The organism is Fictibacillus sp. KU28468 (genome assembly GCF_026153615.1).
Classification (GTDB): domain Bacteria; phylum Bacillota; class Bacilli; order Bacillales; family Fictibacillaceae; genus Fictibacillus_C; species Fictibacillus_C marinisediminis.
Genome location: NZ_CP110666.1, coordinates 1,838,072 through 1,857,286, shown reverse-complemented (window position 1 = coordinate 1,857,286; position 19,215 = coordinate 1,838,072). Strand labels below are relative to the sequence as shown.

General features: G+C 44.6%; 20 protein-coding genes. 3 read left to right on the top strand and 17 right to left on the bottom strand.

What is annotated here, in order from left to right:
* Positions 1-8: 8 nt before the first annotated feature.
* Both OKX00_RS09575 and OKX00_RS09570 read right to left on the bottom strand, forming a co-directional pair.
* Positions 9-1,088 (bottom strand): class I SAM-dependent methyltransferase, encoded by a 1,080-nt coding sequence (locus tag OKX00_RS09575; protein WP_053357894.1) that lies wholly within the window; start codon positions 1,086-1,088, stop codon positions 9-11.
* Position 1,089: 1 nt separating this feature from the next.
* On the bottom strand, positions 1,090-1,719 hold the full coding sequence (locus OKX00_RS09570; RefSeq protein ID WP_265410227.1) for an MBL fold metallo-hydrolase: 630 nt from the start codon (positions 1,717-1,719) through the stop codon (positions 1,090-1,092).
* A gap of 72 nt (positions 1,720-1,791) precedes the next feature.
* Between OKX00_RS09570 and OKX00_RS09565 the strand changes: the two genes are divergently transcribed.
* Entirely contained in the window at positions 1,792-2,274 is a 483-nt protein-coding gene (locus OKX00_RS09565) for a hypothetical protein (protein ID WP_265410226.1), read from the top strand.
* A 127-nt stretch (positions 2,275-2,401) separates the two neighbouring features.
* A complete protein-coding gene (locus OKX00_RS09560; protein ID WP_053357891.1) occupies positions 2,402-2,584 on the top strand; it encodes a DUF2759 domain-containing protein in 183 nt (60 codons plus the stop codon).
* 48 nt (positions 2,585-2,632) lie between these two features.
* Here OKX00_RS09560 and OKX00_RS09555 read toward each other — a convergent pair whose 3' ends face one another.
* From OKX00_RS09555 to OKX00_RS09535, 5 genes are all read right to left on the bottom strand, one after another.
* Positions 2,633-2,941, bottom strand: coding sequence for an MTH1187 family thiamine-binding protein (locus OKX00_RS09555; protein ID WP_053357890.1), 309 nt, complete (start codon positions 2,939-2,941; stop codon positions 2,633-2,635).
* Positions 2,942-3,095: 154 nt separating this feature from the next.
* Positions 3,096-4,286 (bottom strand): M14 family metallopeptidase, encoded by a 1,191-nt coding sequence (locus OKX00_RS09550; protein ID WP_265410225.1) that lies wholly within the window; start codon positions 4,284-4,286, stop codon positions 3,096-3,098.
* A gap of 114 nt (positions 4,287-4,400) precedes the next feature.
* Complete coding sequence (locus OKX00_RS09545; protein ID WP_265410224.1) at positions 4,401-5,378, bottom strand: ROK family glucokinase; 978 nt, start codon at positions 5,376-5,378, stop codon at positions 4,401-4,403.
* Between the two features lie 27 nt (positions 5,379-5,405).
* Positions 5,406-5,597 carry a YqgQ family protein gene (locus tag OKX00_RS09540; protein WP_053357887.1) on the bottom strand — a complete coding sequence of 64 codons (192 nt, stop codon included), beginning with the start codon at positions 5,595-5,597 and terminating at the stop codon, positions 5,406-5,408.
* Between the two features lie 96 nt (positions 5,598-5,693).
* The gene (locus tag OKX00_RS09535) at positions 5,694-6,734 is read right to left on the bottom strand and encodes a M42 family metallopeptidase (protein WP_062234998.1); all 1,041 of its coding nucleotides are present in this window, start codon (positions 6,732-6,734) and stop codon (positions 5,694-5,696) included.
* 137 nt (positions 6,735-6,871) lie between these two features.
* Here OKX00_RS09535 and OKX00_RS09530 point away from each other — a divergent pair, with 137 nt between their 5' ends.
* Positions 6,872-7,738, top strand: coding sequence for a serpin family protein (locus OKX00_RS09530; protein WP_091004663.1), 867 nt, complete (start codon positions 6,872-6,874; stop codon positions 7,736-7,738).
* Here OKX00_RS09530 and OKX00_RS09525 read toward each other — a convergent pair.
* The 10 genes from OKX00_RS09525 to OKX00_RS09480 all read right to left on the bottom strand — a co-directional run bounded on the left by OKX00_RS09525 (position 7,719) and on the right by OKX00_RS09480 (position 19,056).
* Positions 7,719-8,462: an HAD family hydrolase gene (locus OKX00_RS09525; protein ID WP_416054317.1), complete on the bottom strand. Its 744-nt coding sequence runs from the start codon at positions 8,460-8,462 to the stop codon at positions 7,719-7,721. The genes OKX00_RS09530 and OKX00_RS09525 overlap by 20 nt on opposite strands.
* 28 nt (positions 8,463-8,490) lie before the next feature.
* Positions 8,491-8,667 carry a hypothetical protein gene (locus OKX00_RS09520; protein WP_156316364.1) on the bottom strand — a complete coding sequence of 59 codons (177 nt, stop codon included), beginning with the start codon at positions 8,665-8,667 and terminating at the stop codon, positions 8,491-8,493.
* 44 nt (positions 8,668-8,711) lie between these two features.
* Positions 8,712-9,329, bottom strand: coding sequence for a molybdenum cofactor guanylyltransferase (locus OKX00_RS09515; protein WP_265410223.1), 618 nt, complete (start codon positions 9,327-9,329; stop codon positions 8,712-8,714).
* Positions 9,320-10,111 (bottom strand): DUF92 domain-containing protein, encoded by a 792-nt coding sequence (locus OKX00_RS09510; protein WP_265410222.1) that lies wholly within the window; start codon positions 10,109-10,111, stop codon positions 9,320-9,322. Before OKX00_RS09510 ends, OKX00_RS09515 begins: the two co-directional genes overlap by 10 nt.
* Positions 10,111-10,680, bottom strand: a complete 570-nt coding sequence (locus OKX00_RS09505; protein ID WP_265410221.1) for a 5-formyltetrahydrofolate cyclo-ligase — start codon at positions 10,678-10,680, stop codon at positions 10,111-10,113. The genes OKX00_RS09510 and OKX00_RS09505 overlap by 1 nt, the downstream gene beginning before the upstream one ends.
* A gap of 250 nt (positions 10,681-10,930) precedes the next feature.
* A complete protein-coding gene (gene rpmG, locus OKX00_RS09500; protein WP_007202187.1) occupies positions 10,931-11,080 on the bottom strand; it encodes a 50S ribosomal protein L33 in 150 nt (49 codons plus the stop codon).
* A gap of 119 nt (positions 11,081-11,199) precedes the next feature.
* The gene (locus OKX00_RS09495; RefSeq protein WP_265410220.1) at positions 11,200-13,167 is read right to left on the bottom strand and encodes a glycoside hydrolase family 15 protein; all 1,968 of its coding nucleotides are present in this window, start codon (positions 13,165-13,167) and stop codon (positions 11,200-11,202) included.
* Between the two features lie 6 nt (positions 13,168-13,173).
* A complete protein-coding gene (locus OKX00_RS09490) occupies positions 13,174-15,585 on the bottom strand; it encodes a sugar phosphate nucleotidyltransferase (protein WP_265410219.1) in 2,412 nt (803 codons plus the stop codon).
* A gap of 14 nt (positions 15,586-15,599) precedes the next feature.
* Positions 15,600-18,377: a 1,4-alpha-glucan branching protein domain-containing protein gene (locus tag OKX00_RS09485; protein WP_265410218.1), complete on the bottom strand. Its 2,778-nt coding sequence runs from the start codon at positions 18,375-18,377 to the stop codon at positions 15,600-15,602.
* 13 nt (positions 18,378-18,390) lie between these two features.
* Positions 18,391-19,056 carry a DUF4912 domain-containing protein gene (locus tag OKX00_RS09480; RefSeq protein ID WP_265410217.1) on the bottom strand — a complete coding sequence of 222 codons (666 nt, stop codon included), beginning with the start codon at positions 19,054-19,056 and terminating at the stop codon, positions 18,391-18,393.
* Between the last annotated feature and the right edge of the window lie 159 nt (positions 19,057-19,215).

Here is a 19,215-nt window from a genome sequence, read left to right as displayed (position 1 = left end):
GTTGCCGTTTAACGGCAGCCGTCTTTTTTTTGGATTAGAACTTGAAAATAAGAGCTGATGGAGTTCTCCATGATCAGGGAACGGATCGCTCTGTTCTTCTTATGCACAGGTGAGAACGGATCTTGGCTGCCAGTATCTCGCAGATGATCTAGAATCCCGTTCTCCAGAAGAAAATCTGTCTGCTTTTGAAAATCATCCGCCCGGAATCCTGCTATTTTACCGATCGTTTTTACACTGTCCCAATGAACATGAGACGTTAGGTCCATCTCCCCGGGGAATTTCAGCGGATCGTTGATTTGCTGATGACGAAAATAACCGCGCAGACTCCCGTTTAAAAGATGGGGCATGTCCCACTCTTCCCTCGTATATCCGTAATCGACGAGCACTACTGCTCCGTTTTCAACCCATCCATAAAGATCGTTAAGCCAGTGTGTCATAGCCAGCGGAACCTCGATGGTCTGCCCGATGGAAAGCCCTCCGAGGTGTTCTGCGATCCACATGCCGAGTTCTGCATTAACCAATGGTTGTTCCTGCTCTACCAGGTTTCCCGTCTCATCTATGGATACCATGATTTCAGTCATACCTGTTTTTTCCTGTTTAACAACATGAACAGGCATCGCATCAAGAAGTTCATTGGCAAATAGAATCCCTTGAAAAAATGGGTATTCAGCCTTCATGTCTTCAAGAGAAAAATAATGGATGAAACGGTCCTCAGAAAGCTTGTCCTTTATTTTTCGTGCATGATAAGGACTCGACTCAACCACGATATATTCCAGATGTGGATAACCATTGGCCTCCCATTCATGGAGGACGCTTTTGGCAAACCTGCCGTCCCCTGCTCCGATCTCACAAAGAATAAAAGGTAGCTGCTGTTCCTGGAACATTCGATAAAACGCGTTTGCCCAAACGGCTCCAAAAGCATCGGCAGCTGCACTGCTCGTATAAAAATCCCCGTTCCTTCCAATCTTCACCCGCTCGTTTTGATAATAGCCCATTTGAGGAGCATACAGAGCCAGTCTCATATATTCCTCATAGGATATGACCTGGTTTGGCGAGTTTTTTATCTTCTCCCTGATCAAAGAGAGCATTTTAAAAACCGCTTAAGAAAGGATTGGAATCCATTTCGGCGCCAATTGCTGTCTCCGGTCCGTGGCCCGAAAGAACCATCGTTTCTTCAGGAAGGTTCAAGAGCTTGTCATGAATGCTCTTCAAGAGCAGCTCCTGATTCCCGCCATATAAATCTGTCCTTCCGATACTTCCTGCGAAAAGAGCGTCTCCTGAGAAGACCGTTTCCATGCTTGAAACATAATAAGATACACTGCCAGGAGAATGTCCTGGAGTTTCCAGCACCTGCAGGGAAATGCTGCCGATCTGCAGCTCTCCTTCCTCAGTGATCAGATGGTCTGCTTTTTTTGCTGTTATATCCTGCATGAAATGAACGGAACCGTTCTTGTTCGGGTCTTCCAGCCAGTCCTTTTCCTTTTTATGGACATAAACAGGAATCTGCCATTTTTCCCTTACATCGTCTACAGCACCGATATGATCAAAATGGGCATGTGTCAGCAACACAGCAAGCGGCTTTACCCCTCGTTTTTCAACCAAGGAGATAATCTTTTTGCTCTCGCCGCCCGGGTCAAAAATGATCCCTTCCTTTTTTTCATTCCATAAAACATATGTATTCTCCTGAACTGGTCCGACAGTCAGCCGTTCCCATTTCATATGAATCCCTCCATTGCAATCTATTTCCCCCTATTTTACACTAAAATTAAAAAAGATGCGGAGGAGATGGCTTTGTCGCTTTGTTATGGAATTGAGATAAAACCGGTTTCTAAAAAACACCCTGCTGCTGCAGCCCAAGTTGTCAGAAAGACAGCCGAACTGGCCAATGTGTTCGACCGGAGCGGAGAGATCATTATTGTAAAAACGATGGAAGAAGCTCTTGCACTAAAAGCCTATTATGAAACGCAGAACTATTTCGAAGAGTTGCATCCCCTTTACTCTCCAGAATCCTTCCAGCCTACAGACCGCTTTTGGGACTATGGATTCCGATCAGCTTCTCAACACTTTTACCTCTTTGAAGACACTATTCTATCCTTCACGATAAACGGAGGTACCAGCCAGGAGATCAGCATGGCCCTGTTTCAGCTCGACGAACATTTAATTGGGACAGAACAACGGGACTACAGCTCAAAGTACTTCGTTGACAAAGAAGAAAAAGAACTGATCGAAAAATATGCAAGTGCTTACAATATTGCCATTACAGTCCAATCTTAATAAAATGGAGACTGTACAAAAGTTAACAAAACAAGTAAAATAGTACAAGGCAGTACCCGGATTTTTTGCTATACATAGGGAATTCAGTATTTAAGTAGATTACTCCAGAGTAAGGGGGGCATAGGATATGGCTTTAGCCATTATTTTCGCAATTGTTACAATTTTTGCTGCTCTAGGTTTACTGCGGTCATTAAAAATTAAGAATATGTTAGGTTCTGGTTTTGCGTTTCTTACATTTGCAGTATTTGGCTGGTTTACCATCATGACCTTTATCGATTTGTTCACAGGCGGAGGCTCTACAGGCCACTAAACCGAACAGCAAAAAACCATCCGCGAAGTATCGCGGATGGTTTTTTATTTACCCTTGCATTTTGTTCCGTACGCTTTCCAGTTTGGATTTCATCGTAGATTTCTTGTCTCTTCGATCATCAATGCGGATATTTGTAGCCACCCGCTGTATGCCCTCCTGAAAGGGCGCTTCATGCATTTCTTTGATGACGTTTAATAAAACATCCAGCTCCCCTTCTACAATGGTGTTCATCGGAGTCAGTTCGTAGTTAATCTGATCATTATATTTTTCAAGAACACGCTGTATTCCTGCAACATATGTACTGACACTCGGGGATTCTGTCCCGATCGGGATAACCGTAATGTCTATAATAGCCATAATAACCTCCTGAGTTAATAGAATCGAGAATACTAACAGTGTACCATGATTTAACCCATAAGAAAAAACCAGCACCTAGTGAAGTGCCCCCAATTGTTAGTTTGGACTCACAATTGGGGGCACTTCTTTTATGGCTGCTGGTTTCTCCGCTTCTTTACATGTACAGACTGGCCAGAAATATACCAAGCGTATCTTTATAAATTTCCTGGAATTGCGAAAGAGGAAGCGGATTTACACCGATCCCCAGTTCGATAGTAAAACCCGGTTTGCGAAACTCCTGTATGAACCAGTCTTTGTATCCCGCGTAACTGTCTACGTAGCGGACTGCTTTATAGCCGCTTACACGTTCGAATTCTTCGGCGATCTTTTCGGCTTCATCCGGTTCTTCCTTCTCAAAACCCCAATAAAATTCTTTCCCTTGGGTGTGAAGAGCGATAACACGGTCAAAATTTTCGTCGACCGTCAGATTGGCTATCGCCTTCGCTTCGGGCTCGGAAAGCGGATAATCTCCCGGATAATCTCTTGGAGCCGGTTCTGCCGGCTTTCTAGCTTTTTCGATCTCCCACCGTGCCGGAAGTTGGTTGTTTAAATCCACTCCCCGGATGTTGGCCTTCCAGTCTTTAAAATTGGGATGCTGCTTGTTTAAGGTTTTGACCAGGCTGCGGTACGGCTCTATATCGGGCGGACCCTTCAGGACAAGATCGACACCATCAGGATCGACCATTGGGACGGCTGACAGCGTCGCTGATTCGTACAAAGGCAGCATATTGATTCCCCGGATGGGTGTATTATTTGTCAGCGCCAACAAGTAATCGTTTAAAAAAACCATCAAGATGCCGGTCGTTATCCATTCATTTGCATGAAAAGAGGCATTCACGTGCACCTTCTTTCGCCCTCTTCCGCATTTCAGCTGAACAAGGTCTTTTTTTAATACCGATTGTCCAAAACAGTCAGAGCGAATGAAGGGGTAAAGAGAGCATAAACGCTGAAGATCGTATTTCAGAACACTATAATCATACGGCACACCGACTGAAACGACACGGTGTACCGCTCGCTCCGGAACATTCACGACCATTCCCTCTTTGAGAAGCTGTGCATTATTTTCCTGATTCAATATAAACAAGCCATCTAAAGAGACATTGTATCTCCTAGAGAGGGAATGGAATGTGTCTCCTTTTTTTACCGTATGCTCATGATGAAAATAGCCGGGAATGAGCAGCGAAGATCCGGGCAGCAAATATTCGGGATCCGTTTGCAAGTTGGAATCCAGCAGCAGCTGTAAGGGGAGTCCAAATAATTGGCTGTAATAAGAAAACGTATCTCCCTTTCTTACCGTTATTTTCATAAGCTCCTCCTCATCATGTAACTTCTACCTTTCAGTGTATTCATACAGAAGTTAAGTCATGAATGAAAAGAAAAAACCATGCTGGGCATGGTCTTTAAAAAAACTATGGATCGTTTATAAAATAGTTTCCTCATGCAATTTTTTCGCCATCCAGGCTCCCCCGTATACACCTGCATCGTTTCCTAGTGAAGCAATAGCAAATTCCGCTCCTTCTTTTACACGCGGAAGTGCAAACTTATCAAAGTTTTGTTTGACAGGCTGAAGGATTTTATCTCCAGCTTTTGATACTCCGCCGCCAAAAACAATTTTCCCTGGATTGATCGCATTCCCAAGGTTCGCGATCATAAAACCGAGGTGATATCCCACGAGCTCCAAGACATACAGCGCCAGCTCATCCTTCTTATCAGCAGCGTCAAAAACATCCTTAGACGTGATCCCATCCTCTTTTTCCTGTTCTTTATGAAGGATGGAATCCGGATATTTTTCCAAACCTTCACGAGCAAGGCGGCATATGCCTGTAGCAGATGCTATGGTTTCAATACACCCGGTTTTGCCGCAGTTGCATGGTGCACCACCTTCAGGAATGGCTGTAATGTGCCCGATTTCTCCTGCCATTCCGTTGGTTCCATGAAGAATTTTCCCATTGGCGACGATTCCGCCTCCAACACCCGTACCAAGTGTTACACAAAGGAGGTCTTTGGCTCCATCGCCGGCCCCCCTCCACATTTCTCCGACAGCTGCAAGATTGGCATCATTATCTACGACTACAGGCAGCCCTGTCTCCATTTCCAGACGTTCTTTCAGCGGGAAGTTTACCCAGCCGATATTGACCGCATGGTAGATAAATCCGCGGGACAGATCTATAAATCCAGGAGCTCCCATGCCGATTCCATTGAGCCTGGATTTCTTTTCGCCAAGCTCCTCCAGAACAGAGTCGATGCTTTTCGCAATATCTGTTGTGATATTTTTTCCTTTTTCAGAGATATCCGTTGGGATCTCCCACTTCTTGATCAGATCACCATAGTCGCTGATAAATGCCATTTTAATTGTTGTTCCGCCAAGATCTACGCCTACATACCATTTCTCATTCATAGCTGTCACCCTTTTATATCAATTTTATTAGCTGAATTTTTGATAGTTAGCTTTAATAATCAGCAGTGCCATCTTAAATTCCTGTTGATCGATCAAACCTGAATCGTACAGGGTTCTTAGTTCATCCTGCATCAGCTCAAGATCAGCCATCCGGTGTCCGGTATAAATAAAGATTCCAAATCTCTTTAAGAGCTGCTGCACATCATATAGCGTTTTCATTTTATCACCCTGATTATTATAGCAGAGACAGAAGAAAAAAACCGCTGAAAAGACAGCGGTTTCTTTCTGTTTCTTATGAAAAAATCTTCAAACTCATCAGACGAGTTCAGACTGCATGTAATGAAGCAACAAAGTCGCCGTATGCCGCAAGGACTGTACGTGAGTGCGTTCATAGGCATGGGAAGCATCGATCCCTGCTCCTACCAATCCGTGCTTAATGTCATAGCCTGCTTTAATGGCCGCCGATGCATCAGAGCCATAAAAAGGATAGATATCCACACGGTAGTCGACACTATGCTCTTCAGCCAGTTTGACTAAATGTTTGCGCAGTCCGTAATGATAAGGACCGCTGGAATCTTTCGCACAGATCGACACAGTGTACTCATCGGTCGCCTGCCCATCACCGATCGCTCCCATGTCGACTGCGATATATTCAACCGTCTCTTCTGAAATATTGGAATTTCCGCCGTACCCGATCTCTTCATTGTTTGAGATAAGGAAATTCACAGTATAAGGCAGTTCAATCCTTTGATCTTTAATCACTTTAATAAGATGCATCAATATACCGACGCTTGCTTTATCATCGAGATGCCTCGATTTAATAAATCCGCTCTCTGTAATTTCCACCCTTGGTTCAAAGGATACGAAATCCCCTACCGAGATACCGAGTTTTTCTGTCTCCTCTTTTGTTTTCACCTGCTGGTCGATCCGAACTTCAATATTCACTTCGTCCCTTTTTGCGTCACCCGCATCTTTATAAACATGGACAGACGTCTGATGCATTAGGATGGTCCCTGTATAAATTTTTCCGTCAGTTGTATGTATCTTGCAATATTCTCCTTCGACTGCGTTCCAGCGGAATCCTCCGATCATGGTGAGCTTCAGGCGTCCGCTGCCCTTTATCTCTTTCACCATTGCACCCAGCGTATCCACATGCGCCGTCAGCAAACGATGCTTCGAATCGTCCTTTCCTTTAATTGTCGCGATCAGTCCCCCTTTATGGTTAATGTAATACGGAACGTTTTCCTTTTTCAGGAAATCGCTCACATAGGAAATCGCGTGATCTGTATAGCCTGCTGGGCTTGGAATACTGACTAAGTCACTAATATTCTGAAGTATTTCTTGTTCATTGATCATGATGTGCCTCTCTCCTATAATCGTCTAGTTTTTCACTATAAGAATTTCTTTCCTTCTCATTAAATTCCTTCTTCTTTCTTTAGCCGGCTATGCATAAACATGGAACAACAGTCTGTCCAGCGGGGTGGTTAATTCCTATGAAAATGAGAAATTGGCTTGGTGTCGTTCTGCCTGTTTTTTTCGCAATACTCTTTTTTATGTATTATTTTGGCAGGGAACCTGTCAAAGAAAGTATCATCTTCTTTCCCATAGACACCCAAGTAACCTTCACAAAAGCAACGACGAATGTCACTTTGGGCGGCTCAACTGCTGAAAATTATACACTCAATTGGGATGTATCATCTGAAACGAACAAGCCTGCCTATCTTCGGCAAGATATTTCCATGCTGTATGCGAACGGTGTATTAACAAGCACGATGAACAAATGGGAACAAGACACCAGAACACTTAATCAGTCTAAAAAAGTGCCTGGAGGGAACGATCAATTGTCTCAGAGTGTCAGCTATCACTATGCTGAAATTCATAGAAATGAAGACACCTATCGCAGCGCCCAGGCGATGAGCAAAAAAAATCTTTATGTCTATCACAAAGGCAGCTCCTTCTCTTCTTTCCAAAACCCAAAGAACAGCAGTGAGCGATCTGTAAAAACCAAATTGGATGTTAAGACCTATCCATTTCTTCAGCAGACCTGGAGCGGGGCCAAACAGTTCTACAATGTGAACGGCGCGAATTACAATGCTGTGGCACTAAACGATCTGCCCCAGTACCAAAACAGTCCGCTCCCTGGTTTCACACAAGACCAGACGAATAAAATTATCGGCAACCTGTGGGAAGGACTGTATAAAAATTATTTTCTCGGTGTCAAGAAAAGCAATGGATCCAAAGTGAGCCCCATCGGCAGCAGCATGCCGCTTATCCTGTTCAGCAAGGATAAGACCCATTTGATGGTTCTGTTTAAACTCAAGGACGGAGAGTATATCCAGCTCATTCAATATACGAGATAAGAAGCTGATTCAGTTCAGAGACCGAAGCAGCTCTTCTGTATTCCAAATGACTGCCTTGTGTTTTCGGCTCACTCCTTCTTGTAGTGAGCCAGACCGCTTTCCATCCGGACACGGTGGCAGGAAAAATATCCTGGTCCCAAGAATCACCGACATAAAGAGGATTGCTGCAATCCGTTTTCTCTTGAATCTTTTCAAATATGGCGGGATTGGGTTTTTGTACATTCATCTCGTCAGATATAAAGACATGTTGAGGCTTTATCCAGTTCGTAAGGTTTAAGGCCGCTATTTTATTTCTCTGAACCGTTTTCTCTCCATTGGTAATGATGCCCATCAACATTTTACGATCACAAAGTTCCTGTAAGATTTGTGAGACCCCTGCAAACAGCTTACAATACGATGGGATGTACGTTCTGAGACGTTCTTCAAAAACAGCTGCAGCCCTATGGGATCCTGCTTGCAGTCCGCATGCCTGCAAAGAAGTTATAAATCTTTTGTTCTGATACGCGGTACGGGAAAGATCACCGCACTCATAGCCAGCCCAAAAATGGTCGCAGTATGTTTTGAAAATTTTAAACCAATCCAGTTCAATATTCACTTTGGTGCACCCTACTATCATCCGTTCCCTATACATTTCTGAGAAGCTTTGCATAGCGGCAAGCCCAAAAGCACGGTCATAATCAAAAAGGGTATTATCAAGATCAAAAAAGATTCCGTTTGCTTTCATACCAAAAAGAAGAGGCGCGAACAGCGCCTCAGAACATTTCCTTCATAAATTTATCACGCAAACCCGGAAACGACATCATTCGGCCAACCGCGAATCTTCGGAGCAAAGGCACTCCCAGTATGACATTGAGCAGCCGATATCTGTACTGATAACCTATCAGGATCAAGGCAACAACAAGGGCAAGCTTGAATATAAATCTAGTCACAGAGCATTCCTCCTTGCTCTTACTTTTTGCCATGATTGTGCAAATTATTCCCTTAGCCCTTTTTCAATATAAAGGGAGTAATCTTCCTGTGTATTAATATTTATAAAATCATGTGGATTCCAATCACCGCAGAGTTCATTGATGTACTTCGTATTTACAGATTGCAGCAAACCATGCATGCTCCTCTTCCCTTCAGTAAGAAGCTGGGATATGACCGGTTTGCAGCTCTTATGGTAAAGTGCGGCAAGCGGCTGCTGGCGTTCTTTCACGACAGGCACAACGGCCTGAATTCCCGGAATACTCAAGGCAGCGGTTAAAAGGATCTCATATATTTCAGTTTTCATGAGAGGCATATCACACGTGATGACCGCGTACCAGTCAGCTTCCTCTCTGATGTTCATCGCCGTAAGAATTCCCGCCAGCGGCCCTTGTCCTTGCAGGTATGGAAGGTCCTGGATCACCATTGCAGATGAAGCTGACAGTTTATGGGCGATGGATGGATGCGCAACGAGATAAACAGAGGATACAACAGGTTTCAAACAAGAGACAGCCCGTTCATAAAAATATTCACCATCATAATGAGCAAATGATTTATGAATGGGAAAACGGGATGATTCTCCTCCGGCAAGTACTACACCCGTACAATTCATTTTCATAACCATAGGATAAGCACCCCTGCTGCCAGCCCTGCAGCTGCACTGGAAACAAAATTCACGGCATTGTTTGTGACGGCAGGCGAGCCTTTTAGTTTGCTGCATTTTACACCGCAGTGATCCGACTCTTCCACTTCAATTCCACATACCTTACATCGGTAGGAAAGCTGAATTGTCCCGCCAATCAGAGTATCGAGAACATTGCCAAAAAATCCGGCAATGCCCACAGCCAAGAAGACGATAAAGGCCCGGGGGCCATGAAAAAACAGCATTGCCCCTGCCACACTGATCACAAAAGAACCCAGTGCGGCTGCCGTGAGCCCAAGGGGAGACACCGCGCCCGATATTCCTCTTTCCACCCGTTGTCTCCGGAGGATATGATATGGTTTTGCTCTAGAGAGGACTCCCACTTCAGAAGCCCAAGTATCAGCTGCGGCTTCTGCCAAACTGCCGAGCAAGAGAAGCAGCCAAAAAGGATGCGGAAACATTAAATAGCCTGCTCCTGCAAAAAACGCGCCGCCTCCATTCGCAAAGACCTGTCCCGCATCTCTCCCTTTTGATTCTTTTACGATCGTTCTCATCTGCTGCTTTTTCACTTTTCCCCATTTACTTAAAAGCGAGGAGCTGATAAAGAAAAGAAGGAGCACGCTCAGCCCGTTGAAACCAAAAGCCCCATAAACAACCATACCCATTCCCCAGCTGGCAAATGCTCCGCTCAGTGTGAGCATTTTAAGTTTAAAGGACGCAAAAACAAAGCAGCCCAGGATGATGCCAAAGACGATCCATCCCATCAAAATTCCGCCTTATGAACACCTAGATCTGTTACAATCCATTGGACAGGAATATCGAACGGTTCAACAGGTATCGAATGTGAGAGCTGAAAGTCGAAAGCCAAAGAAACCGTATTTCCGTCATAGGATGCCAGGTACCTGTCATAAAATCCGCCCCCAAAACCGATGCGGTAACCTTCTGGACTAAAGATCAAGCCAGGTACGATCATCAACTCGATATTATCGGCAGAAGATAGCTGAGTATTGGAACGAATCGGTTCATAAAGGTCCATGTATACATTTTCCAGGTCCTCAAAAGAGGTGATCTTATAAAAATCCATCGCCCTCTCCCCATCAGTGTTGCACTTTGGAACACTTACTTCTTTTCCTTCAACCCATGCTTTTTTTATAATCTCCCGGGTATCTACTTCAAATCCCCTTGAAATCGTAATCCCGATATGCTCCGCGTTCGACCATAACGGCATGTTGAATAACTGCCTGGCAATATCTTTACTTTTCGTTTTATGTAACGTTGAGTCCAGAGTCAGCAGTTTGTTTTTCATTTCTTTTCTTAAGTTCTTCTTCTCCATACCGCATCTCCTCTTATAAATCATTCTCATTCTTATTTTACCAGTTACTTATCTAACAGCAACTGTATACTGACTGTTATTCCCTGCATCAAAACTTCCTCCATACAGCAAGGACTGCCGTTATCACTCCCTTTAAAGCTATGTGCCCATTATCAAAGGAAGTAATGGAGAAGTGATGAAGAGAAAAAAGGGAAATAAAAAAGCCACCTAATCCCTTGTCTACCAAGGATTTAGGTGGCTTTTCCTTACATTACTTCGTTTCACGGTGCAATGTATATTTTTTTAGTCTTGGGCTGTACTTTTTAAGCTCTAAGCGCTCTGGGTTATTACGTTTGTTTTTCTTCGTAATATAGTTGCGATCACCAGTTTCAGTGCAAGCAAGAGTGATGTTTACACGCATGTATTTTCCCTCCAAACCTTAACCATTACAAAAATGGCGTACTGCTTTGATTGATTTGTTTCCAAATTAATTCATACTTTAATATAATACCAGACACACTTAATTTCAGCAAGTGCATTTTATTCAAGACGTTCATAAGCTTGAATATAATCGACAACGACATCCACGAAGGTCGCGTGGGACCATGTTAATGGTGCGACGGACAGCGGTTCACCAGAGAATGGATGCAGCTGCTCAGGCAGAACTCCGCTTGAAAATGCGTGGGAGACCACCCAGTTCAAGTATTCCCTGCATTGTTTGAGGCCGTTCCGGTCAACGGCTGCAGCAATTTTCCATTTCGCAAGCCACAGTGTACAGATTAGCCAAGGATTGCCTGGCACCTTCTCCACTTCATGGGTCTGCTGAAAATAATAATCGTTAAAATACCTTGCGACTCCGCCAATCGGTGTTTTGATATACAGTTCCCGCTCAATCGCCTCCATCGTAGACTGCACTCTTTCATCATTGGCGGAAAAAACACCGAATGCAAACAAACCGTACATGCTGCTTTCTATCGTATAATCTTTCGTTATTTCCCGATTTTCCTCGTTCAAGTAAATTCCCCGGAGGAACCGGCCGGCTTCTTGATCGTAAAGATGGTTCTCCATTCCTTTTTTTACGCGCTCTGCTCCCGCTTTGTACCTTGCAGCCCTGTCATCTTCCCCAAATAAAAGAGCAAAAGAGTGAGCTGCCATCAAACCGCCGTAAACAGCTGAGCACGTAAACGAAAAGACTCCTCTTCTTTCTTCCCACAAGTCATAGGACGGATTGGGCAGATCAAGCTCCTCATCCATGAACTGAAGAAGAAAACGGGCACCCGGCCTTATAAGCGATCGGTAAAGAGATTGGGCAAATTCGATATCCCCGGTCTCTTTATAGTGCTCCCAAAACGCCCATAATACGAGTGCCGTTTCATCCTCTTGTATCGGCAGCTGTTCTTTCCCGTCTTTTCCGACAGTCGGATGCCAGCTTGAACCGATCGAGCCGTCTGGATTGTATTTATGGTGCAGAAAACCTTCTTTTGTCAGCACGTCTGCACACCTTCTATAGAAATTTTTCACCATCCCCTGATAGCCGGCTTTGGCGATTGCCGCTGCCACAAGTGCACCGTCCCTCGGCCACATATAGCTGTAATGATCCCGGTTATATTGCTGGATGTCAGAATCATTGGCAGCCATGATATAGCCATTTTCATTAGTCTGAGTACGGACAATGAGAAGGCTCCGTTTATACAGAGCTAAAATCTCTTCCTCCAGATCTGTATCTGGCAGCGGTGATTTATTCGCCCATCTCCTCCAGTAGATCATGATCTTATCAATAGTCAATGATGGTCCGATTTCTTTGATGTATTCGTTCAGTGCAAGGATCTCTTCCCTGTTCCTCCCAATGGTCATCCAATAAAAGGCTTCAACGGTTTCTTCTCCTCGAACTTCATGTTCCACAGAAAAGGTGCTGTCTACAGATCCCTGGGCGATCGGATTAATGTGCAGCGATCCATCCTCGGCATCCTTCCATGTTCCTTCAGCGCTTTGGAACCGTTTGATTCCTGTCGTATACTGTGATATGCCATTATCTCCAAAAAGAGCATTAAACAAAAAATAGCGATTCTTTTTGTAATGGATAATAGACCTTGAATCCGGGGCGTAAAAAGCAGTATCTCCAACCTCTGTCTCATAAATATTTAAATCCTGATGAAAAAAGAGCCGGATTTTCTTTTCCTTCTTCGAGGTGTTCGTCACTTTTATTCGGCGCAAAAACATATTTTCACGCTGATGAACACCGTCTTCAAATACAAGGCGAATGCCCATCTGTTTGTTTTCAGCCGTACAGCAGGTTACAAGAGAATCTTTATGATAGTCCGTATGGACGCTCCAGTGTTCCGAAGACAGCCAGGAGAAATGGCCATCTGACCATATCCCCACTCTGTTTGCATGTCCCTGAACGTGATTTTGCTGTCCGACATAAGGATAATAAATGTCTCTAATCTGAAGGTGCTGATCAATGTTTACGAGAATTTTTCCGTTTCCGGCTACAAGCTGCCTCGGCATGATCCATTAAACCTTCTGATACAGCCGGATTTTATCGATGAACTCAGCTGCAGCTTCTTTCGCCTGATCCATGTTCGATCCCTGTGAATACACAGTGAAGACCGGCTGTTCTACATCCGGAAGAATCAGTGTCCAGCCGCCTTCAGGATGAAAGACTTTGATGCCGTCGACGAGTTCCACTTTATTATCACGGATATCCTCCATAAGCTTTCTCATGACTTTTCCCTTTTTATCCCATGGACAAGGAACATACTCTCTCAGCATATTCACATTTGGCAGCAACCCTACTAGTTCTGACAGTGTGATCTTCTGGGTAGCCATCATCTCCAGGATGTGAATGAGTGCATACTGGGCGTCGTACTGAAAATTCATCACCCCGGTGCCGACTTCCATAATGGATCGAGGATTGGCTTTCGTGCGGATGAGCCTTCCGTTCAAACGGCCGGCCAGGCTGTCAAGGTCAGAAGAACCATAGACCGGGATAGCCATTTCGTGTTGTTTTCCTTCGTAAAACGTCACGAGAACATATAGAGAAAGCATCGTTTCCTCATCGAGCAGTTTTCCAGACTCCGTGATCAGGCTGAGCGTTTCTCCGGCCTCACCGACAAGAATCCCAAGATTGGCATTCGTCACTCTGACAAAGGAAGCCATTTCCTCAGGTCCCGTCTCAGATGGAACGGTCAAGAACTCACAATCCAATTTATGAAAAAGGATAGGAATAAAGCTGAGATACGGCTGGTGATTATAGTTTACAACGATTCGAAACTTTGAATTTCTGATTCTTTTTTTATTGACGGTCTGTAAAAGGGCTTCAATATATTCTTCGTTTTTATAATTGTTGTAGGTACTTTTGCCGATCATGTCAAAAGCGGCACGTCGGTAATCTTCTTGCCAATAAGCATTCTCGATCTTCCGTTCCTGATCAGGATGGATCGGCAGGCCTTTGTGGTCATAGAACTCGATTAACACTTGCTTTTCTCCGCCTCTGTTTGAAAAACGGATGTAGACACCGCCTTGAAGATTATCCATCTCAATCGCAAAACGGACGACAGGAGCTACCGTAGGGCTCGTATCAAGAGTATTTACCCCAGATGACAACAATCCCTGGATGAAGGCCTGTTTAATCATTCCGGAGAAAGAATGAGAATCACTTGCGATCGCGATGTTGGAACCGTAAGGCAGCACAGCTCCATACGCAGAAGCAAGTCTTGCGATATAATCAGGTGTGATCTCTACATTGGCGATCCCTGAGACCCCGCGGCTGCCGAACAATGACTTGGTCGCTTTTCTTCCCCAGATCAATGAAGTATGCACAAGTGCTTCATCGTAGATCTCTTTTTCCGGCCAGATTTTCACTTCCGGCTTTAAAGTGGAGCGTTTTCCGATCTTGCAATGATTGCCGACAACAGCATGCTCGTAGATCGTTGCTCCCTGCTCGACCATCGTTCCATTTGCAATGGTTGCACCTCTCAGCTCGCTTTCGGATCCCACATAAACATCATGCCAAAGAATGCTTTTCTTTAATGACGCTTGAGAAGAAATGACATTATTCCGGCCAATGACAGAATAGCTTTTTATATCCGCTCCTGCCCTGACGACTGTTCCATCCGCAATATGTACCGGCCGTTCCAGTTTTGCGCCGTCTTCAATGACAACATTGTTCCCGACCCAGATTCCCTGGTCGATCTCATGCCCTGAGAACGGCAGGTTGACAAGGCCATCCAGCATGTCGCGGTGTGATTGCCGGTACTGATGCAGGCTTCCGATATCCGACCAGTAGCCTTCTGCCGGGTAGCCATACAATGGCCGCTCTTCTTTCATCAGGAGAGGGAACAAGTCTTTGCTGAAATCCGTCTGAAAATCCTTCTCCATATATTGAAAAATTTCCGGTTCGAGGACATAAATGCCCGTGTTGACTGTATCGCTGAATACTTCATTCCAGCTTGGTTTTTCAAGGAAACGGATGATCTCTCCGTTCTGATTGGTCATGATCACACCGTATTCAAGCGGAGATTCGACCTGTTTCATAAAGATCGTAACGAGGGCGTCCTTTTCCTGATGGTATTGGATTCCCTTTAGTAGATCAAAATCCGTCAAGGCATCACCGCTGATCACGATGAAGCGCTCATCCAAGAAATCTTCTGCGTTTTTAATGCTCCCTGCTGTCCCTAGCGGCGTCGTTTCCTCAAAATAATGAAGGTTAACGCCAAAGTCACTGCCATCTCCAAAATAATTTTTGATGGCCTCTGGCATATAATGCAGCGTTACTGCGATATCCGTGATGCCATATTTTTTCAGCAGCTCAATGCTGTACTCCATTACGGGTTTATGCAGCAGCGGCACCATTGGTTTAGGCAGATTGCAAGTCAGTGGACGAAGACGGGTTCCTTTTCCCCCAGCCATTATTACACCTTTCATTTATACACAGCCCCTTATACCGGATTTTTTTCCAAACATTGTTCATACAATGCGCTTGTTTGTTGAGCAATTTCTTTCCAGTTAAATACGGTTTCCGCTTCTCTCTTGCCGTTGATGGCGAGAGTGCGCCGTAAATGTTCATCTTGAGCAAGCGTCAGGACTGCCCATGCCAGGCTTTCCGGATTGCCGGGATAGATTTTCAGCCCGGTCTCTTCATGGCGGATAATGTCTCTCAGTCCACCCGTATCTGAAACAACGGTTGCTTTTCCTGCCACCATCCCTTCCAGGGCAACAATGCCGAATGGTTCATACAGGCTCGGAAATAACGCAATATCGCATTCCGACAGGATCCGGTTTCTGTCATCATCTGATACAAAACCGGTAAAAGTAACGTAATCTTCAAGTCCCTCCCTATGAATTCGATCGCGGTATTCATCCAGCATCGGACCTTTGCCGGCAATCATAAACTTGATGTTGTCCATCCTCTGTTTGACCAGATGTGCGGCTTCGATGATGGTCTGGAATCCTTTTTCTTTTACTACACGCCCTACTGAGAAAACAAGGATTTCATGGTGCTCTTTAAAACGGAAACCATCCAAAACCTCTTCTGTCTGAATCAGTTCAGGATCAACCCCGTTTGGAAGGATATGAATCTTTTCTTCAGGTAACCTGAACACCGCGGCAACTTCTTTTTTCATATATGGGCTGCACACGATGACTTGGCTCGCTTCATAGCAAAGTTCCCACTCTTTTTGATTGATCTCATATTGAAGGGCGTTATGAATTCCATTGTTGCGGCCATGTTCGGTCGCATGGATCGTTGCGATCAGCGGGATATTCAGTTCCTGTTTTAATCCTTTAGCGGCCACACTGACAAGCCAGTCATGGGCATGAATGCAATCAAAATCAATTTTTTTGGAAAGTTCTCTCCCTTGATCGGCGATCGCAAGGTTCAGGCTGCCCGTCCAGTGGAAGAACTCCTCGGTCTGAGGCTGATTGGACCTTACTCGATAAACATATATTCCCTGGTTGATCTCATAGTCAGGGTAACCGTCTACATGGCATGTGACGACATGGACCTCGTGGCCTTGTTTAACAAGCGTTTTGGCTAGATCAAATACATGACGGGCGAGCCCGCCGACTACCATTGGCGGAAACTCCCAGGATAGCATAAGGATTTTTCGTTTTTCTTGTTCAGGCTTCTGGTTGTAATGCTGCTGTATATAGAGGTCATGCGGAGTTTCAAAATAGCTTGTATCAATACTTTTTAAAAATGGGAAATCCTTTTCAAAAGCTTCGATTGATGCAGTATTATTTGGAGTTTGCTGTAATAGTTCCTTGATGGTATGGAATCGTTCAATATGGGTTTTAAAACGCTCATTGGCATACTGTGCTGATGTTTCATTATCAATGATAAATGCCCAGTCTGAGCTGGCAGCCAGCATCCATTCCCTAATCAACTGTTGAACGTAGCGTTTTGTAACAGGTGTGAGCGGAGAGTGCAGCGCAACGGCTGATATGATCTCTCTTTCACATTTATGCAGATGCCGGTACATCCACGCATTCTTCTCATTTAACCAGACTTCTCCGTATTCATTGCGTCCCCAAGTTGAAAAAGAAGCGTGTACAGTTTCAAGGTCACGATAATGGCGGCTTATAAATTCAGATGGAGTAATCCATTCTACTCTCCCGGCACTTGCCTGCTGAAACGCAGAGATCCAATCTGTACCCTCGAACCACCAGTGCCCGAACAATTCAGCATCAAAAGGTGCCGTAATAAGATGAGGAGGGAAGCATTCGTCTTCCTTTTCTCTGAGCCGGGTTTCTATCGTCTCTGTAAAGTGCTCTGCGTGCTGTCTTATTTTTCCTTCTGCCCATTCACGGACATAGATCTGTTTATCTTCGACGGGACCTGTGATCCGGTGATATTTCAGGCCGGTATCGATCCTGATTCCTTCTGGATGGATATGAGGAAGGATATAATCAAGCTCCCTGTTATAGGCGATATCCCGGTAAAATTCACGGTAGTCTACATCACCCGGATAACCGTTCACCGAACTCCATACTTTTCCGGATATTTCGCGGTTTCTTGGAAATAGTGCCACTCCATGCGGTGAGTAGACGGGGGAACCGATGCCTCGTGCAGATTTGGGGCTGCTGTTCAGGAGCGTTTGTTCATCGACAAATGTGTACAAGATCCCTTTCTGATGGAGCAGCTGATCGATGCCGGGAGTGTACGCACACTCCGGGAGCCAGAATCCTTTAGGTTTTTCACCGAAATGATGTTTAAATGTTGCGATACCCATATCGATTTGAGCATGTAAGGCTTCGCGGGTCTGAACGTAAGGTAAGAACGTATGTGTAGCCGCTGTTGTGAAGCATTCGAGTGCTCCCGCCGAATGGTAATGTTTAAAACCATTGAGCAGATTCTGGTTCCATTTAAAAAATGTGTCCCGAATGTTCTTATAACGCTCACTGTAAAATTGGATGGCTTTCGCTTCGTCTTGATCGAGAGTGCGAAGTTTTTCTTTTTTAAGTAGATTTTCCGTACTATCCAGATACTCCAAATATCTTCTTTGCAGTACAGGGTCTGCCAGCATTTCCATCACCGGCGGCGAAAAGGAAATACTCCAGGTGAAGCCTTCAGGCTGACGCTCAAGCACCCAAAGCAGCGGGATGTAGGTCTCTGTCATTGCTTCGAACACCCATCGTTCTTCGAGCCGGTTAGCCTCTCTGTGCTTTACGTAGGGAAGATGGGCATGCAGTATAAATGTGAAATAGCCACTTTTCATTGATTTAGAGCTCCTATCTGATTTTTTGATAGTATGAATAACTGCTGAAATTTTCCATCCATTCTGGTACATCAGCGTTACCATTCTTCCAGTTCATAACGCTCCCGGTACGGTGTTCATTTGACTGGTCCCTTGGTGTCTCTACAGGATTAGATCTAAGCACTGTGAAGAAGCTTCCATCAAACGTTCTTGTTCCTACATCAATGACATAGGTACGATCAGGTTCCAAGTGCTGGATAAACCAGTTGTTGGTCATCTCAGGGATCTCGATTTCAAAGTTTCGGTGTGCGTTATGACCCTGGAAGATGATATCTGTTACATCATAGATTTTCATTCGTTTAGGCAGTTCACTCCAGGGTGTTCTGAAGTGATGTTCAACCATTTTTTTCTTCATGGACGAAATACTCCAGTATACATAAATACTCGTTGGGGACTGAACCATGGCAAACAAAGTATCTTCGTCAAATTCGTATGGCATCACCCACTGGATGCTATGCTCCTGTTTTGGAGGATCTGCCAGAATCAGTTCCTCTGCATTCTCCTCTTCCCTCACTTTTCCAGCTTCTTGCCGATACTTGTTCCACCGGTATTGCACTTTGCCGAGTGAGAGGTTCATCTTTTCGGCGATCTGCTGAAGGGTAAGACCCTTTTCCTTCATTTTGACGATCTCATTAATCATTTTTTTCCCCCCGGTCGTTTAGTTAGACATTGGTCTATTACATCTTGCAGAATAGTATTTATATGCCTCCCTATTAATTTGTAGTAATCGTATCATCACAAAATTTTTTTCACAATAAACGGAAATTGTAGAAAAATGTAGATTGCTTAGCATGTATGA

What these genes read in the sequence shown, in the direction of transcription:
- OKX00_RS09490 (WP_265410219.1), bottom strand. Translation starts at nt 15,585, where the DNA reads ATGAAAGGTGTAATAATGGCTGGGGGAAAAGGAACCCGTCTTCGTCCA.
- OKX00_RS09575 (WP_053357894.1), bottom strand. Translation starts at nt 1,088, where the DNA reads ATGCTCTCTTTGATCAGGGAGAAGATAAAAAACTCGCCAAACCAGGTC.
- OKX00_RS09515 (WP_265410223.1), bottom strand. Translation starts at nt 9,329, where the DNA reads ATGGTTATGAAAATGAATTGTACGGGTGTAGTACTTGCCGGAGGAGAA.
- OKX00_RS09545 (WP_265410224.1), bottom strand. Translation starts at nt 5,378, where the DNA reads ATGAATGAGAAATGGTATGTAGGCGTAGATCTTGGCGGAACAACAATT.
- OKX00_RS09535 (WP_062234998.1), bottom strand. Translation starts at nt 6,734, where the DNA reads ATGATCAATGAACAAGAAATACTTCAGAATATTAGTGACTTAGTCAGT.
- OKX00_RS09540 (WP_053357887.1), bottom strand. Translation starts at nt 5,597, where the DNA reads ATGAAAACGCTATATGATGTGCAGCAGCTCTTAAAGAGATTTGGAATC.
- OKX00_RS09480 (WP_265410217.1), bottom strand. Translation starts at nt 19,056, where the DNA reads ATGATTAATGAGATCGTCAAAATGAAGGAAAAGGGTCTTACCCTTCAG.
- OKX00_RS09550 (WP_265410225.1), bottom strand. Translation starts at nt 4,286, where the DNA reads ATGAAAATAACGGTAAGAAAGGGAGATACGTTTTCTTATTACAGCCAA.
- OKX00_RS09555 (WP_053357890.1), bottom strand. Translation starts at nt 2,941, where the DNA reads ATGGCTATTATAGACATTACGGTTATCCCGATCGGGACAGAATCCCCG.
- rpmG (WP_007202187.1), bottom strand. Translation starts at nt 11,080, where the DNA reads ATGCGTGTAAACATCACTCTTGCTTGCACTGAAACTGGTGATCGCAAC.
- OKX00_RS09530 (WP_091004663.1), top strand. Translation starts at nt 6,872, where the DNA reads ATGAAAATGAGAAATTGGCTTGGTGTCGTTCTGCCTGTTTTTTTCGCA.
- OKX00_RS09570 (WP_265410227.1), bottom strand. Translation starts at nt 1,719, where the DNA reads ATGAAATGGGAACGGCTGACTGTCGGACCAGTTCAGGAGAATACATAT.
- OKX00_RS09485 (WP_265410218.1), bottom strand. Translation starts at nt 18,377, where the DNA reads ATGAAAAGTGGCTATTTCACATTTATACTGCATGCCCATCTTCCCTAC.
- OKX00_RS09495 (WP_265410220.1), bottom strand. Translation starts at nt 13,167, where the DNA reads ATGCCGAGGCAGCTTGTAGCCGGAAACGGAAAAATTCTCGTAAACATT.
- OKX00_RS09560 (WP_053357891.1), top strand. Translation starts at nt 2,402, where the DNA reads ATGGCTTTAGCCATTATTTTCGCAATTGTTACAATTTTTGCTGCTCTA.
- OKX00_RS09510 (WP_265410222.1), bottom strand. Translation starts at nt 10,111, where the DNA reads ATGGGATGGATCGTCTTTGGCATCATCCTGGGCTGCTTTGTTTTTGCG.
- OKX00_RS09505 (WP_265410221.1), bottom strand. Translation starts at nt 10,680, where the DNA reads ATGGAGAAGAAGAACTTAAGAAAAGAAATGAAAAACAAACTGCTGACT.
- OKX00_RS09525 (WP_416054317.1), bottom strand. Translation starts at nt 8,462, where the DNA reads ATGAAAGCAAACGGAATCTTTTTTGATCTTGATAATACCCTTTTTGAT.